The 14,853-nt window shown below is 62.5% G+C and carries 20 protein-coding genes, 1 pseudogene and 1 riboswitch; of the genes and pseudogenes, 10 read left to right on the top strand and 11 right to left on the bottom strand.

The annotated features are described in order from the left end of the window. Window positions 1-15 precede the first annotated feature (15 nt). The 8 genes from J5N58_RS17155 to J5N58_RS17120 form a co-directional block, all read right to left on the bottom strand. The gene (locus J5N58_RS17155; protein WP_244711898.1) at window positions 16-1,077 is read right to left on the bottom strand and encodes a FecCD family ABC transporter permease; all 1,062 of its coding nucleotides are present in this window, start codon (window positions 1,075-1,077) and stop codon (window positions 16-18) included. Next, a complete protein-coding gene (locus J5N58_RS17150; RefSeq protein ID WP_244711895.1) occupies window positions 1,077-2,030 on the bottom strand; it encodes an ABC transporter substrate-binding protein in 954 nt (317 codons plus the stop codon). Before J5N58_RS17150 ends, J5N58_RS17155 begins: the two co-directional genes overlap by 1 nt. Next, window positions 2,030-2,848, bottom strand: coding sequence for an ABC transporter ATP-binding protein (locus J5N58_RS17145; RefSeq protein WP_244711893.1), 819 nt, complete (start codon window positions 2,846-2,848; stop codon window positions 2,030-2,032). Before J5N58_RS17145 ends, J5N58_RS17150 begins: the two co-directional genes overlap by 1 nt. Window positions 2,849-2,957: 109 nt before the next feature. Continuing rightward, window positions 2,958-3,177: riboswitch (cobalamin riboswitch) on the bottom strand. A gap of 195 nt (window positions 3,178-3,372) precedes the next feature. Continuing rightward, on the bottom strand, window positions 3,373-3,876 hold the full coding sequence (locus J5N58_RS17140; RefSeq protein WP_414900751.1) for a DoxX family protein: 504 nt from the start codon (window positions 3,874-3,876) through the stop codon (window positions 3,373-3,375). Then, window positions 3,861-4,646, bottom strand: coding sequence for an HvfC/BufC N-terminal domain-containing protein (locus J5N58_RS17135; protein ID WP_244711891.1), 786 nt, complete (start codon window positions 4,644-4,646; stop codon window positions 3,861-3,863). Before J5N58_RS17135 ends, J5N58_RS17140 begins: the two co-directional genes overlap by 16 nt. 7 nt (window positions 4,647-4,653) lie before the next feature. Continuing rightward, window positions 4,654-5,508, bottom strand: a complete 855-nt coding sequence (gene bufB, locus J5N58_RS17130; RefSeq protein WP_244711889.1) for an MNIO family bufferin maturase — start codon at window positions 5,506-5,508, stop codon at window positions 4,654-4,656. 68 nt (window positions 5,509-5,576) lie between these two features. Beyond that, window positions 5,577-5,858: a BufA1 family periplasmic bufferin-type metallophore gene (locus tag J5N58_RS17125; protein WP_112830032.1), complete on the bottom strand. Its 282-nt coding sequence runs from the start codon at window positions 5,856-5,858 to the stop codon at window positions 5,577-5,579. 40 nt (window positions 5,859-5,898) lie between these two features. After that, window positions 5,899-6,171 carry a BufA1 family periplasmic bufferin-type metallophore gene (locus tag J5N58_RS17120; protein ID WP_113466921.1) on the bottom strand — a complete coding sequence of 91 codons (273 nt, stop codon included), beginning with the start codon at window positions 6,169-6,171 and terminating at the stop codon, window positions 5,899-5,901. A 225-nt stretch (window positions 6,172-6,396) separates the two neighbouring features. On the opposite strand from J5N58_RS17120, the gene J5N58_RS17115 reads away from it, so the two are divergent. The 8 genes and pseudogenes from J5N58_RS17115 to J5N58_RS17080 form a co-directional block, all read left to right on the top strand. After that, entirely contained in the window at window positions 6,397-6,951 is a 555-nt protein-coding gene (locus tag J5N58_RS17115; RefSeq protein WP_112830030.1) for a sigma-70 family RNA polymerase sigma factor, read from the top strand. Beyond that, on the top strand, window positions 6,948-7,583 hold the full coding sequence (locus tag J5N58_RS17110) for an NrsF family protein (protein ID WP_244711887.1): 636 nt from the start codon (window positions 6,948-6,950) through the stop codon (window positions 7,581-7,583). Before J5N58_RS17115 ends, J5N58_RS17110 begins: the two co-directional genes overlap by 4 nt. A 203-nt stretch (window positions 7,584-7,786) precedes the next feature. Further along, window positions 7,787-10,288 (top strand): heavy metal translocating P-type ATPase, encoded by a 2,502-nt coding sequence (locus J5N58_RS17105; protein WP_244711970.1) that lies wholly within the window; start codon window positions 7,787-7,789, stop codon window positions 10,286-10,288. Between the two features lie 59 nt (window positions 10,289-10,347). Beyond that, a complete protein-coding gene (cueR, locus tag J5N58_RS17100; RefSeq protein WP_113457567.1) occupies window positions 10,348-10,764 on the top strand; it encodes a Cu(I)-responsive transcriptional regulator in 417 nt (138 codons plus the stop codon). Between the two features lie 85 nt (window positions 10,765-10,849). Further along, window positions 10,850-11,056 carry a heavy-metal-associated domain-containing protein gene (locus tag J5N58_RS17095; RefSeq protein WP_112830027.1) on the top strand — a complete coding sequence of 69 codons (207 nt, stop codon included), beginning with the start codon at window positions 10,850-10,852 and terminating at the stop codon, window positions 11,054-11,056. 337 nt (window positions 11,057-11,393) lie between these two features. Further along, window positions 11,394-11,744, top strand: a complete 351-nt coding sequence (locus tag J5N58_RS17090) for a carboxymuconolactone decarboxylase family protein (protein WP_244711884.1) — start codon at window positions 11,394-11,396, stop codon at window positions 11,742-11,744. Between the two features lie 90 nt (window positions 11,745-11,834). Continuing rightward, window positions 11,835-12,185 carry a hypothetical protein gene (locus tag J5N58_RS17085; protein WP_244711882.1) on the top strand — a complete coding sequence of 117 codons (351 nt, stop codon included), beginning with the start codon at window positions 11,835-11,837 and terminating at the stop codon, window positions 12,183-12,185. A gap of 38 nt (window positions 12,186-12,223) precedes the next feature. Next, window positions 12,224-12,391 (top strand): annotated as a pseudogene (locus J5N58_RS17080) (IS1595 family transposase); the annotation flags it as partial. Window positions 12,392-12,407: 16 nt separating this feature from the next. Here the strand turns inward: J5N58_RS17080 and J5N58_RS17075 are convergent. Beyond that, a complete protein-coding gene (locus tag J5N58_RS17075; RefSeq protein WP_244711880.1) occupies window positions 12,408-12,797 on the bottom strand; it encodes a hypothetical protein in 390 nt (129 codons plus the stop codon). A 113-nt stretch (window positions 12,798-12,910) separates the two neighbouring features. Between J5N58_RS17075 and J5N58_RS17070 the strand changes: the two genes are divergently transcribed. Beyond that, a complete protein-coding gene (locus J5N58_RS17070; protein WP_244711878.1) occupies window positions 12,911-13,075 on the top strand; it encodes a hypothetical protein in 165 nt (54 codons plus the stop codon). A 68-nt stretch (window positions 13,076-13,143) separates the two neighbouring features. Here the strand turns inward: J5N58_RS17070 and J5N58_RS17065 are convergent, their stop codons facing one another. Both J5N58_RS17065 and J5N58_RS17060 read right to left on the bottom strand, forming a co-directional pair. Then, complete coding sequence (locus J5N58_RS17065; protein ID WP_244711876.1) at window positions 13,144-13,377, bottom strand: hypothetical protein; 234 nt, start codon at window positions 13,375-13,377, stop codon at window positions 13,144-13,146. 371 nt (window positions 13,378-13,748) lie between these two features. Beyond that, entirely contained in the window at window positions 13,749-13,919 is a 171-nt protein-coding gene (locus tag J5N58_RS17060; RefSeq protein ID WP_244711873.1) for a hypothetical protein, read from the bottom strand. A 277-nt stretch (window positions 13,920-14,196) separates the two neighbouring features. Between J5N58_RS17060 and J5N58_RS17055 the strand changes: the two genes are divergently transcribed. Next, a complete protein-coding gene (locus J5N58_RS17055) occupies window positions 14,197-14,811 on the top strand; it encodes a hypothetical protein (RefSeq protein WP_244711871.1) in 615 nt (204 codons plus the stop codon). The last annotated feature ends 42 nt before the right edge of the window (window positions 14,812-14,853 follow it).

Genomic DNA, 14,853 nt, shown 5'->3' with positions numbered 1-14,853 from the left:
CCGCCGGGTGAGGCGCTATCCGGCAGACCGGTTGCCGCGCATCAGGCCGATGAAGAAGACGCCGCCGGCAAGGCCGGTGATGATGCCGATCGGCATGTCCTGGGGCGGGATGATGATGCGCGCCGCGATGTCGGCGACCACCAGCAGGATCGCCCCGGCGAGCGCCGACAAGGGCAGCACCCGCCGGTAATCGCCGCCCACGACCCCGCGCACGATATGCGGCACCATCAGCCCGACGAAGGAGATGATGCCGGAAAACGCGACGGCGGCGCCGGTCAGAAGGGCGCAGACGACGAAGGTCGCCAGCCGGAAGCGGCTGGCGTTGAGGCCGAGCGTCGTCGCACTCTCGTCGCCGAGCGTCATGGCGTTGAAGTTGCGGGCGTTGAGGAAGATGTAGAGGCCGCATCCGAAAAGGGCCACCAGCGGATAGGGCAGGTGCGACCACTGGGCAAGGCCCAGCCCGCCCAGCATCCAGAAGACCACGGTATGGGTGGCGCGGGGATCGCCGAGCAGGATCGCGAGGCTTCCGAGCGAGGAGATCACGAAGGAGATCGCCACGCCGGAAAGGATCAGCCGGCCCGCATCGGCGGAATGCGTGAAGCGCGCCGTGGCGATCACCAGCGCCGTGCTGCCGAGAGCCCCCGCGAAAGCGAAGAGCGGCACCGTCACCGCCCCGAGGATCATGCCGGTATGCAGCATGGCGACGATGGCGCCGAGGGCCGCCCCCGAGGATATGCCGAGCAGATGCGGATCGGCGAGCGTATTGCGCGTCACCGATTGCAGCGCGGCGCCGACGAGCGCCAGGCTCGCGCCGATCGTCGCGCCGAGGATGACCCGCGGCGTCCTGACTTCCCAGACGATGTTGTCGCGGCCCGCCGACCAGCTTGCCTCTATTCCCTCGATCCCGAGATGGCTGGCGACGACCTTCCAGACGACATCGAGCGGAATGCCCGTGGAGCCGACGCTGACGCCGAACAGCATGGTGCCACCAAGGGCGAGCGCCAGACCGGCGATCAGCAGCGGCATGGCGTGGATCAGCGCGTGACGCGGACCGCGGACGAAATCCCGGTGGCTCATCAGTTGCTCTTCGGATGGAAGGCGGCGGCAAGCGCCTTCACGGCCTCGATATTGCGCGGGCCGGGCGTGGCCTGGGCATAGGGCAGGATCACGAAACGGTTGTTCTTCACCGCCGGAATATCCTTGAAGGCCGGGTTCCGGCGCATGAAATCGATCTTCTCCGCGGCGCTGACCGCGCCGTAATCGACGATCAGCACGATATCGGGATTGCGCTCGATGACCGGCTCCCAGCCGACCTCCGTCCAGCTCGTTTCGACATCCTCCATGATGTTCCTGCCGCCGGCCGCCTCGATGAGCGCCGTCGGCATGGCGAAGCGGCCGGCGGTGAACGGCTTTTCCTCGCCGGAATCGTAGACGAACACCTTCGGCGCCTCGCCCGCGCCGGCGACGGTCGCCGTCGCCGCCGCAATCTCCTGCTTGTAGCCGTCGACCAGCGCGACCGCCTTTTCCTCGACGCCGAAGATGCGCCCGATGTTGAGGATGTCGTTGTACATGTCGTCCATGGACGACTTGTCCTTCTTCATGATGTGGATGCAGCTTTCGGTCAGTTCATAGACCTTGATGCCGAGGGGTAAGAGCGTATCCGGGGTGAGCTCTCCCCCGACCTTGAGGCCATAGTTCCAGCCGGCGAACAGGAAGTCGGCGTCGGCCGCGAGCAGCACCTCCTTGGTCGGCCGCTGCGGCGCCAGTTCCGGCAGGCTGTCGAGGCGCTCCTTCAGCGCGTCGTCCATCTTGTACCAGCCGGAAATGCCGGAATAGCCCGCCATGTTACCGGTGAGGCCGAGCGCCAGCATCATCTCCGTCAGGTTGATGTCCTGCGAGACCGCGCGCTTCGGCGCCGCCTCGAAGGTGACGTCGCGATTGCAGCTTTTGACCGTGACGGGAAAGCCGGATGCTGCCGCCATGGAGGCGGCAAGGCTGAAGGTGGCGGCAAGAAGAAGGGCTAGGCGCATCAGATACTCCCCTGAACATGCGTTTCGAGATGAAAGGAAAAGCGGGGACGGCCGGTCGCCGGATTGCGGTCGATCACGGTTTCCACGGAAAAGGTTTCGCGAATGGCATCGGGCGTCAGGACGCCGGCGGCGGGACCGCAGTCGACCTGTCGTCCGTCGCGCAGCACCAGAACCCGGTCGGCATGGGCCGAGGCGAGGGCGAGGTCATGCAGCGATACGATGACGGTCGTCGGAAGCGCCGACAGCAGGGCGAGCACTTCGAGCTGGTGGCGAATGTCGAGATGATTGGTCGGCTCGTCGAGGATCAAAAGGTCCGGCTTCTGCACCAGCGCCTTGGCGATCAGCACGCGCTGCTTTTCCCCGCCGGACAGCGAGGTGAAGGACCGGTGCGCCAGATCGGCAAGGTTCAGGAGGTCGAGCGCCGCGCCGATGGCGAGACGGGTCTCCCTGCGGTCAGCTTTTCCGACATGGGGCGCAAGGCCGAGTTCGACCACCTCGGCGACCGTCAGCCCGAAATCGCCGGCCGGCTCCTGCAGGACCGTCGCCACGCGCCGGGCGACATTGCGAAGCGGCATCCGCCAGATATCCGCGCCGTCCAGCGAGATACGCCCCGCAAGCGGCCGATGAAAGCGGTAGAGGCAGCGCAGCAGGCTGGACTTGCCCGCACCGTTCGGGCCGACGATGGCGAGCATTTCGCCGGCGGAAACGGAGAAGCCGATATCCTGGACGATCGGCGCACGCCGCGAGGGCCCCCACGCGAGATCCTCCACGAGGAGCGCGGCGGGACTAGCTCCGTGAAGATAGGGTGAAAGCTCCATCGCAAGCCTCCGCGAACGCACGGGGGCTCAAGCGAGAATCAGTCGGGCAAAGATCGGAAGAGAAATCTACAATCGCCATCGTCATTCCCCCAGGCACACCCCGGCCAGGTTTCGTTGATCGTCGACGGCAGGTCTCCTGACTCACGGGTCAAAGCGCCTTCGCACCTTCCCAGCCTTTCGGGCCAGTGGCGCATGTTGCGAAGGAACTCGCCGTTCACAGTTGCGGGGGCAGCCACGGATTTGCGCCCTGATGGGTACGTCGCACCGTGTTCCCTTTTAATCCCCCGAAAGCGGATGCCGTTGGGGGAACCTTCAACGACCGGCATGTAACTTTGTAACGGCCATGAAGTCAACTGCCGATATCAGGTTTGTGAGGCTTCGGGGCGCGAAGGGGCCTCCTTCCGACGAAAGCACAAGCGACAAACAACGTCCAATCGGCCGATGACCCTCCCATGTCGGAAGGGTCATCCCTGGTGCGGTCCTCGGGTGCTTCCTTGATCGGGCAGAAGATATCGCAGCGGATTTCAGGCGGTGCGGCCGGTGGAAGCGCCGTTTCGCTCGAGGCGCTGTGCGATCAGGTGGTCGAGGGAGAAGAGGCCCGGCCCGCGGGCGATGACCACGAGCAGGCAGGCGGCCCAGGTGCCGTGGGTCGGCCAAGCGTCCGGATAGACGAAGATTTCGATCACCAGCGTCATGCCGAGCAGCGCCAGGGCGGAGAGACGGCTGGCAAGTCCCAAGACCAGCAGGACCGGAAAGAGATGTTCGGCAAACGCGGCCATGTGGGCGGCAAGCCATGGGCTGAGCAGCGGCAGCCTGTATTCGTTCTCGAACAGATAGATCGCATTTTCCGAGACGCGCCAGCCGTCGAGCTTGGTCTGGCCCGACTGCCAGAAGACGCCGGCAATCGAAAGCCTTGCAACCAGGGCGATGAAGCCGTTCGGAATGCGTTCGAGCATTGCTATGCCGGAGAGCGCTCTGTGCAGGAGCGGCTGGCCCTGCGCCGGGGCCATGGTCATCGGATGTGGCATGGGTTTTCCTCCCTGATCGTGATGTCGATGAATGCGCCACTGGCCAGGAGTGTGGCGAGAGCGGCCGCAAGGTTGAAGGCGTCCGTCTCCCGGACGGCGAGGTCGGCGGCTTCCGCCAGCGAAAGGCCCCGGACGAGCGCGTCGAAGAAGGCGGCGGCGCCGGGCGGCAGACGATGAACTTCGACGGTCATCGCCGGACGCACGATGATGGCGTCCTCGCCCGCCCAGTCGTCGACCGGCGCAAGCTCCGCCTCGCCGGCATTCATCGCCCAGATGGTGACGGCGGGATGGGCGAAGCGCAGGACGGCGAGGGACGGATGCGGCGTGAAGATGAGATCCGCCAGCCGTTCGGCAGGCACCTGCGCCAGCGTTTCCGCCGCCAGCGGCACGGCATCGGCTGCATGATAGGCGTGCCCGCGGGCGATCTCCAGCCGGATGACGTCGGGCAGGTAGGGCAGGCCCGCCGCCGGCGCGAAGGTCGAGACGAAATCGGCGAAGCCATCGCCATAGTGCATGAGCAGCGGAGAGCGAGGCGGATGCGCGGCGATATATGCCGCGGCCATGGCGGCGAAGAAATCGGGTCCGACGATTGCCTCGCTCGCTGGAAAACGCGACGCAAGCGCCGCAGTGAGCCCGGCGCGCACATTGTTGCGATAGATGGAAAAGCGCCGTTCCGGCCGCTCGCCGGTCCATGCGCGCAGCCCGGCGGGAACGGGACTTGTCCAGTCGGCAAGGGCTTCGGCGAAGCGCGCCTGTGTCGTTGCGGTCATGGCGGCCTCACGCGGCATGGCCGCGGCGCGCGCGGCCGAGCACGGCTTCGGCGGCCTGCGCCTCGGCAAGCAATATCGGCCATTCCGGCACGTCGTTATCCCACTCAATCAGGGTGGCGACCGTGCCGGTGCGCGACAGGACGGTTTCGTAGAGCGCCCAGACCGGGTCCTTGACCGGTGTGTCGTGCGAATCGACGAGCAGCGGTGCGCCGGTATCGTCCAGCGTCTCGGAATGGCCGCTCAGATGGATTTCCCGCACATGCGCTAGCGGGAAGCCGGCGAGATAGGCGCAAGGGTCGAGATTGTGATTGGTCGAGGCGACGAAGACGTTGTTCACGTCGAGCAGCAGGCCGCAGCCCGTGCGCCGGGCGATCTCCGACAGGAAATCGGTTTCGGCAAGCGTGCTTTCCTCGAAGACGAGATAGGTCGCCGGATTTTCCAGGAGCATCTGCCTGCCGAGACGCTCCTGCACCATGTCGATGTGTTCGACGACCTGGCGCAGCGTCTCGTCGGTATAGGGAAGCGGCAAGAGGTCGTTCAGGAAGACCTCGCCATGGCTCGACCAGGCGAGGTGTTCGGAAAAGCTGTCCGGTTCGTAGCGGTCGCAGAGGGTTTTCAGCCGGGCGATGTGCTCGCTGTCCAATGGCTGCATTGCGCCGATCGACAGACCGACACCGTGGATGGAAAGCGCGTAGTCGGCCCTGATGCGGGCCAGCCTGGCATGTGGCGGGCCGCCCGCGCCCATGTAGTTTTCCGCATGCACCTCGAAGAAGCCGACGGGCTGGCGTGCCGCATCGATCTCCGCGAAATGCTCGGGCTTGAAGCCGACGCCGGCTGAGGCGGGCAGCAGGGAATATTTCATCGCAGGTTCTCCGGGTTTCCGTCGGTGCCGCGGCGCGGTTTTGCCCGCGCCGCGTTGGTTTTCCTGTGTCAGACCGGTGCCGGGCCCTGCATCAGCGAGCCGTTGCCATCGGGCGTCTTGATGGTTGTGCAGGTGCCGGCCGGCACCAGCTTCCAGGCATTCTTCTGATAGTCGATCTTCGAGGTGCCGGCGCAGGTGGTGCCGGGGCCGGCGGCGCAGTCGTTCTGCCCCTTGAGGGCCACGCCGTAGCACTTCTCCTTCTGTGCCTCCTGCGCGGAAGCGCCAAGGTTGCCGGCGAGCACGAGGGCGGTGGCAAGCGACGTGGCCAGCGCGGTGCAGCGTCTGTTCATGGTGATGTCCTTTTTCGATGATGAAGGCAGAGGGTGGAAATCAGGCCGGCGTGAGCGAGCCGTGGCCGCCGCCCGGCACCATCATCGTCGTGCATGTGCCGGCGGGAACGAGCTTGAAGGACTGCTTGTCGTAGTCCATCGTCGCCTTGCCGGCGCAGTCGTGCTTGCCGGCGGCGCAATCGTTCTGTCCCTTCATCGCGACGCCGTAGCATTTTTCCTTGGCGGCATCCTCTGCGAGGGCCGGCGCGGCGAGGGTGGCGAGTGCGGAAGCAAGCGAGCCGGCAAGCGCCAGAGTGACAAAGCCGTTTTTCATCGTTAGTTCTCCTCATGTGGCAAGCCCTGATTGGCTTGGACATCGGGAGCTACGCAGCCGCCGGGGAAAACATTACGCGGGGTTTTCGCTTTCTTTGGCCGCCGTAATGGCGCAGTGAAGCGTTGCCTTGCAAAATAAATGTTGAAAATCAATGCGTTGACGGGCCGAAAAATTCGTCGCGATCACTGCGGTAACAAAAACGTGTAGGCCGACGTAGAGGGTATAGTGAAGCAGTTGGAACGGGAAGCGCAGTGGGCCGAATGGATGCGCGGAGCGCTGGATGGCGACGCGGCGGCCTATGACCGTTTCCTGCGCGCGGTGACGCCGCATCTGCGCGCCATGGCCAGAAGGCGCTGCGAGCAGTTTGGCGCGCCTGCCGGCGAGGCCGAGGATATCGTTCAGGAGGTTCTGATCGCCGTGCATCTGAAGCGCGGCAGCTGGGACCCGGGCCGGCCCATCGGTCCATGGCTTTCGACGATCGTGCGCAACAAGCTGATCGACAGCCTGAGGCGGCGCGGGCGCCGCATCGACGTGCCGCTCGAGGACGTGATGGCGACGCTGGAAGCGGAGGAGGGCGCGGATGTCGCCGACAGGCTGGACGCCGAGACCGTTCTCACGCGGCTGAAAGAGCCGCAAAGGGACATCGTGCGTTCGATTTCGCTGGAGGGCGCCGGCGTGAAGGAAACCGCCGAGCGGCTGAAGATGAGCGAAGGTGCGGTCCGGGTGGCGCTGCACCGGGCATTGAAGACGCTGTCCGCCCTTTACCGGAGTGAAGCATGAAGACGGACGAACTGATTAGGCTGCTTGCGGAAGACGCGCCGGTGCGCATGCGCCTCGGCCGGATGCTGGTCCCGGCGCTCGTCTTCGGCATACTGGCTTCGGCGGGGCTTTTGCTTTCGACGGTCGGGCTGCGCGTCGATCTCGCAACGGCGATCGAGACGGCGCGTGTCGCCTTCAAGATCGGTGCGACGCTGCTGCTTGCCGTTCTCGCCTGCGTCGTCGTCGCCCGGATCGGCCAGCCCGGCCTTGCCGTTCGTTCCCAGGCTCTCTTGCTCCTTGTGCCGGCCGCCCTGCTGCTCGTGGCGATCCTTGCCGAGCTTTTCGTCCTGCCGAGAGGGGAATGGACCACGCGCCTTTTCGGCCTGCACGCGGCCTTCTGCGTTTTCTTCATTCCGGTGCTGTCATTGGCGCCGCTTGCCGGCCTTATGATCGCGCTGCGCCAGGGGGCTCCGGGAAATCCGGGCCTTGCGGGCGCCGCCGCCGGGCTTGCGGCGGGCGCCGTGGGGGCCGCCATCTATGCCTGGCATTGCCCGGATGACAGCCCGCTTTTCATCGCCACCTGGTATACGCTCGCCATCGCCCTGGTGACGGCCGCAGGCTACGTCATCGGCCGGAAGGTGCTGAGGTGGTGAGGGCGGGTATTCTCTCCCCCGTCATGCATGCGACAAAAAATCTTCCATTCGCTCCTTGACCCTCCCATGATGGGAAGGTGCATCTATGGTGCGGTCCTCCCTCGCTTCCCATATGGGGTGGGGGATATCGCAATGGTTTTCAGGTTTCGCGGCCGGTCGAAGCGCCTGTTTCGGGCGAGGCTGCGAGACCGGGGGTGACGATGATGAACGAGATGCCGAGAAACAAAGCGCCGGCCGCCCAGCCGATCATCCTGCCGGTCGAGGGCATGACCTGCGCCTCCTGCGTCAAGCGGGTCGAAAAGGCAGCGGCGAAGGTGCCGGGCGTTGCGGCGAGCGCCGTGAACTTTGCCACCGAAACGCTGAGTGTGACGCCGGGGCCCGGTTTTTCGGCGGAAGCGCTGGTCAAGGCGGTGCAGGATGCGGGCTATGAGGCGAAGGCCGAGACGGTGACGCTCGATATCGAGGACATGACCTGCGCCTCCTGCGTCTCAAGGGTGGAAAAGGCCCTGAAAAGCGTGCCGTCCGTCGAGAGCGCGGCCGTTAACCTTGCAACCGGCAAGGCGGTGGTGACAGTGCTTGGCGGCAGAAGTGCCGTTCCCGCTCTCACAAAGGCGGTCGAGAGGGCCGGCTACAAGGCGAAGCTGCAGGCCGAGGCCGGCGAGACGGATACCCACGAGGAAGCAAAGGAGCGGGAGATTTCCTGCCTGACCCGCGATTTCTGGATTGCGCTGGTGCTGTCGCTGCCGCTTTTCGTGATGGAGATGGGCAGCCACATCTATCCGCCGCTGCATCACAGGCTGATGGACATCTTCCCCGGCAACCTCCTGAATTACATCCAGTTTACGCTCGCGACGCTGGTGCTTTTCGGCCCCGGCCGCCGTTTCTTCGTCAAGGGCGTTCCGGCGCTTTTGCGCGGCGGGCCGGACATGAATTCGCTGGTCGCGATCGGCACCGGTGCCGCCTATCTCTATTCGTTGGCGACCACCTTCGCGCCTGACGCGCTGCCCTATGAGGCGCGGCACGTCTATTACGAGGCGGCGACCGTGATCGTGACGCTGATCCTGCTCGGGCGGCTGCTGGAAGCGCGCGCAAAGGGCCGCACCGGTGCCGCAATCAAGAAGCTTGCCGGCCTGCAGGCCAAGACCGCCCGCGTCGAGCGCGACGGCGAAACACTGGATATCGCGGCGTCCGACGTGGTGGCCGGCGATGTCGTGGTGGTGCGTCCGGGCGAGCGCATTCCGGTCGACGGCAGCGTGATCGACGGTGCCTCGCATGTGGACGAGGCGATGATTTCGGGCGAGCCGGTGCCGGTCGAAAAGACCGCCGGCGCAACGGTGATCGGCGGCACGATCAACGGCAAGGGGTCCTTCCGCTTCCGCGCCGAACGGGTCGGCTCCGACATGATGCTCTCGCAGATCATCCGCATGGTGGGCGAGGCGCAAGGGGCGAAACTGCCGATCCAGATGGCGGTCGACAAGGTGACGGCCTGGTTCGTTCCAGCGGTGATCGGCATTGCCGTGCTGACCTTCCTCGTCTGGCTCGTTATCGGGCCGGAACCGGCTTACACCTACGGGCTGGTTGCGGCCGTCGCCGTGCTCATCATCGCCTGCCCCTGCGCCATGGGGCTCGCCACGCCGACCTCGATCATGGTCGGCACGGGGCGCGCCGCAGAACTCGGCGTTCTCTTCCGCAAGGGCGAGGCGTTGCAGACGCTCAAGGATGTCGACACCGTCGTCATGGACAAGACCGGCACGATCACCAAGGGCCGGCCGGAACTGACGGATATTGCAGTCGCCGAAGGCTTCGAGGAGGACCGTGTGCTGGCGCTTGCCGCAAGCCTCGAGGCGCGCTCCGAACATCCGGTGGCCGAGGCGATCGTGAAGGCTGCAACGGCGCGCGGGCTTGCGGTCGAAGCGGCCGACGCCGTCGAGGCGGTGGCGGGCTACGGTATCGCCGGCAGGGTTTCCGGCGTCACGGTGGCGGCTGGCGCCGACCGCTACATGGCAAGGCTCGGTCTCGACGTTTCGGTTTTTGCGGAGACGGCGGCGCGGCTCGCATCGGAAGGCAAGACGCCGCTTTATGTCGCGCTCGACGGCCGGCTTGCCGCTGCGATTGCCGTTGCCGATCCGTTGAAGCCGACCAGCATTCCGGCCGTCAAGGCATTGAAGGCGCTGGGATTGTCGGTGGTCATGGTGACGGGCGACAACCGCCGGACGGCGGAGGCGATCGGGCGCGCGACCGGCATCGACGAGGTGGTGGCGGAAGTGCTGCCCGAGGGGAAGGTGAAGGCGATCGAGGCGCTGCGCGACAAGGGCCGCAAGGTGGCCTTCATCGGCGACGGCATCAACGATGCGCCCGCACTGGCCAGCGCCGATACCGGCATTGCGATTGGAACCGGAACGGATGTCGCCATCGAAAGCGCCGACGTGGTGCTGGTTGGCGGCGACCTCTCGGGCGCGGTGCATGCCGTGGAAATCAGCCGTAAGGTCATCCGCAATATCGGCCAGAATCTTTTTTGGGCCTTCGGCTACAACATATTGCTGATCCCGGTTGCCGCGGGCATCCTCTACCCGCATTTCGGGATCATGCTCTCGCCGATGGTGGGCGCCGCAGCCATGGGGCTTTCGAGCGTCTTCGTCCTGACCAATGCGTTGAGGCTGAAGCGGGCCACCGTGACGGATATTGGCACGGCGGGGGCTATCTGATGCGGGCGGTTGTGAAGGAAGGCCATCGGGTCGGAGAATGGAAGGGAAAGGAGTGACGCATGAACATCGGTGAAGCCTCTCTCGCCTCCGGCGTTTCGGCCAAGATGATCCGCTATTACGAGGAAATCGGCCTGGTTCGCCCCGCCACACGGACCGCCAGCAATTACCGCATCTACGGCGAGGACGAGGTGAACCGGCTGCGCTTCGTGCGGCGCTCCCGCGATCTGGGTTTCTCGCTGGAGGAGACGGAAAAGCTGTTGGCGCTCTGGGCCGACAAGGAAAGGGCGAGCGGCGAGGTGAAGAAACTCGCGCTCGACCACATTGCCGAACTCGAGGAAAAGATCGCCTCGATGAAGGCCATGGTGGCGACGCTGAGCGAGCTTGCGGAAAGCTGCCACGGCGACCATCGGCCGAGCTGCCCGATTCTCGCGGATCTCGCCGGCAGCGGCAAGAAGACGCGGGCCCACCGAAACTGACCCTGGTTTTTGCCTCTTGACCTTCCAATTGTAGGAAGGTGCAAGAAGGACCGGTCCGATAGGTCGGAAACGGAAGGAAGAGACGATGAACGAGATAGTACGATTTGCGGTGGAAGACATGACCTGCGGCCATTGCGAGAAGGCCGTGACCAAGGCGCTGAGCGAGGCCCTGCCGGGCGCTGCGGTGACGATCGACCTGAAATCCCACGAGGTCTCGGTGGCCGGCGACGCTGCCAAGGCCGAGGAAGCGATACGCGAGGCCGGCTATACGCCGGTCCGGAAAAGCGTCTGACGGCGCCGGCCCTGGCGCATCGAGCTTTCCGAAGATCGCAATCGATTTTCGGAGAGTTCGATTCGCAGATTCTATAATTCGGAGCGTCCTTTGTGCGTCCTGATGGACGCACGGCGCTCCAGGGTAAGGGGTCCGAAAACGGCCGGGAGCGATCCCGGCCGTTTTCTTTTTGTGGGTTGGCTTTGTTCTTCAATGGATTGAGAACGAAAAGGACGGAGCGCTGTGCGCCCGCTAGTCCAGTTTGCCGCACCATGTCTTTCCGTCGTTTTCATGCTTGCGGCAATCTGAAATCTTCATGTATATGAATTTATATATGTTTTGATTGAAAGGGTGACCGGTGAGCAAGGACTATCTCGACATCACGAAGGAAATCTCCAATGGTCTCAAGATCTTGCGCAAGGACGTTCCGGATGTGATGGCCGGCTTCTCCGCCCTGGCGCAGGCTGCCACCAAGGCTGGCGCGCTGGACAAGAAGACCAAGGAACTGGTGGCGCTTGGCATCGCGATCTCCACCCGCTGCGACGGCTGCATTGGCTTCCACACCGAAACGCTGATCAAGCTCGGTTGCACCAAGGCGGAATTCGAGGAAACGCTGGGCATGGCCGTCTACATGGGCGGCGGCCCGTCGCTGATGTATGCAGGCCATGCGATGACGGCATGGGAACAGTATGGCGGGGCGGCGGAGTAAGGAAGCGGGTGTGATCCGCCCAGTATTGGCGTTTCTCCGGCGGAGGCCTGGGCGCTAGCTTGAGCCTCTGTCTTCTGAGGAGCCCCCGCCATGCGCCGCATTGTCCCGATCCTGCTTTTTCTCGCCGGCATGCCTTTCGTGGCGAATGCGGCCGAGCCGGCTTTCTACGAAAAGGAGATCGGTTCGATGAAGGATTGCGACGCGATTTTTACCGCCACTACGCCGGACTGGCAAAACCGGCCGGAATTCATCGCGCGCAACCTCTCGGGTGGACGAAAGCAGGTCGTCCAATGCCTGCCGGATGGCGTCGTCGAACTCTATTGCGACCCGCAGAACCGCCACGCGATGGCGGCGGTGCTGGAAGGCGAGACGCTGCCGGCCTGCAGCAAGATCACGCCCGGCATCAAGGTTCGCGATGTGGATACGTTGATGAAGTGGTAGGGATGGGGTGGCACTCACTGTCGACGGTAGTCCGCCGGCATTGCGGCGAAACTCACTTGCACCGCTATCCTGCTGAGTTCGATTTCCGTCATAACCGCCGCGCAGCGCTCAAGATTAGCGATGCAGAACGTGCCGAAGATCTTCTTCGTCAGGCTCGCGACAAGCGTTTGACCTATCGGCGGATTGGTGAAGCCGCTCACGCCTAAGCAGAAGGCTAGACACCTACTTTGGAAGAGACGAAGTCATCCCCAAAAGTGACTGAAGCTGTTCCTGAAATGTAATGAATGCACCAATTAACAAAATCGCAGAAATAACTACTTTGTTTATGTAGCCCTTGGACGGCAGGTGACTGACATTGACTTCCAGTCGCTGAAACCGCTCGCGCACGTCCTTAAGATCAGGCTTGATTGAAGAAATATCTTCACGGATCGTGTCCGTGTATGCCTCTATCTTTGATACCCTAGATCCAAGTTCGTCCATTCCATCACCTCCGCCGCCGCCACTAGTTATGGGGCCGGTTGCGGCAAAACTGTTGTTGCCAAGCTTCTCCATAAGCGCGCCACTGACGTTCGATTTCTCATAGTCGTTGTTATCAGGATTCGAGGCGCTCATGTCTTTTCGTTCCTGTTCTGAATTGCACTAGCAATTAAGGAACTCATAAGAGACCTGACATAATTCAACGCTTCAAGATTATTCCTTTTAGACATGTCCATAAGGGCGTTAGCGTGATCAACATTACCATTGCTGTAGGCGATCAACGCTTCCTGGATCGAACCCAACGAGGAGATAACTCCGTTTATGGAGAAAAACAGATTGTCGATATCGGCCTTGGTAAGCCTGATTTCAACGTCATCATCAGGAGAAACCTTAGTCCACTGTTCTATGAGTGACCTCGGGATCGTATGAATGACCGGCAGCGGTGGGGCTTCTTCTCTCATTGGGCAAATGAACTATAAAATCACTTTTTTCGCGAGTCCTTTTTGTTTTTGTCGCCGGCCGTGTTTTCTGATTTCTTCGGTTCAGGCGGGGTCTTCAGCATACGCCGCAAGATCTCGTCGCCCTTCTTGTCGTCAATCTTTTGATCTGGGTCAGCCATGGCAAAAACCTCCAAGACAGTTGAAATCCCAAGCGACCATGCGGCAATCTGGATGATTGGATGCCTTACAGTTTCTTGGTCACGGGTCGAAGACATTCTTGAAACAATCCTAGAGGCCTATCTAGCGCCGCACCCTTTGGGCGTCGAGATTTTAGAAACCTTAGGAAATGAAACCAAAACAGATTTCATTTTCAAGATGCTCCTTATGAAGGACAAGAAAAGCGAATTTGTAGCCTTCTGCTCGAAGTTAAAGAAAGCTTTATCAGTGTGCAGGGACAACAGAAACTTTTTGGCGCACGGGATCGTCCACAAGCGCGGTGATGACTTTATCCATATTGAGCGGTACACAAAAAAGAAAACGTCAAGGCTACTATACAAATTGACTTTGCAGAATCTTAATTTGCTTCAAAATGACCTAAATGACGTAATAAACGCACTACATTACGTATCAACAAATAACAAATTTGCTATGTCTCTTTATGGCGTAAAGAAGCGCGAACCATTGCCAAATATACCACTTCAACCACGTAGGATGGCGGAAACTCTCCAGCCAGTTCGACGTACTCGGATACGCCAGCCTCGATCATCTCTGGCGTAATCTCAATTTCTGGCGTCTTCTTTTCGTCTTCCGTTGTCATAGGAAACTCTCCGTTTCCTTGACGTATTTGCCAGCCTGTCACGCCAGAGAATCATGCCTTTCCGATTCTGGTACGTCAAGTATATAGTTAGGAAAATAGTCCTTGACGGTGTGACGGTCGTTTGATAGGGTTCAGGCATCGTCGGAGAGTTGCGGCCGGAGCGGAGTGTTTCGGGTCGTGGTCTTCGGCAAAGGGATTGTAGCAAGGCTCGGGCGACCGGGCCTTTTTTATTGGCCGGTGGTTGCCTTGCGAAGCCGGCGGTGAGCGGGAGGCGGCGATGCGCAAGGAGCGGGAAATCGATCTCATGCTGTCGGGCCGCGAGCCTTTTGCTTTCGAGCGAGAGGGCGTAGGCGAGGTCTGGAGCTTTGAGCAGATCGGGCGGGCGGCGGAACGCGTGGTGCTGGAGCTGAAATCGGCTGAAGGCCTTTCCGCCGCTGACCGCTATGAGCTGCTGCTCAATGAGCTGATGGGCGAGATGGCGCGTCAGTTCGAACTGTTTCGCAGCCTCCGGGCTTCGGCGGAAGCGATGCTTTCGCGGATCGAGGCAGAGGGCGGAGCGGTCGACGACGCCTCTGCAAAGCTTGCCCGCACCGACGCCAAGGCGGCGACCGATGCGATTTCATTGATCGTCCGCACGCTGGAAAAGGTCGATGCGCTGCAAAGGCAGTTTGCCCGCGACCGGGCGGAGGCCGAGGAACAGCGAGCCGAGAGCGAGGATCATGACCGGATACGACAGGAACTCGCGGACCTCATCGAAGAGCGGGCACTTGAGCGCGCCGCTGCCATGCTGGCCGCGCGCGGCGACGGCTCTGGAGATGCTGATGGCGAGGGGATCGGCTGTGCCGGGCCTGGCTATGCCGGGCTTGGGGCCGGATGCGGGCCTCCCGGATAACCGGGCGACAAGCCGGAAGAAGAAAGCAAAGGAACGCCATCG

Origin of the sequence: Paenirhizobium cremeum (genome assembly GCF_022884085.1) — a bacterium.
GTDB lineage: Bacteria > Pseudomonadota > Alphaproteobacteria > Rhizobiales > Rhizobiaceae > Allorhizobium > Allorhizobium cremeum.
The sequence above is the reverse complement of the archived record's forward strand: the minus strand, read 5'-3'. Positions and strand labels throughout refer to the sequence as shown.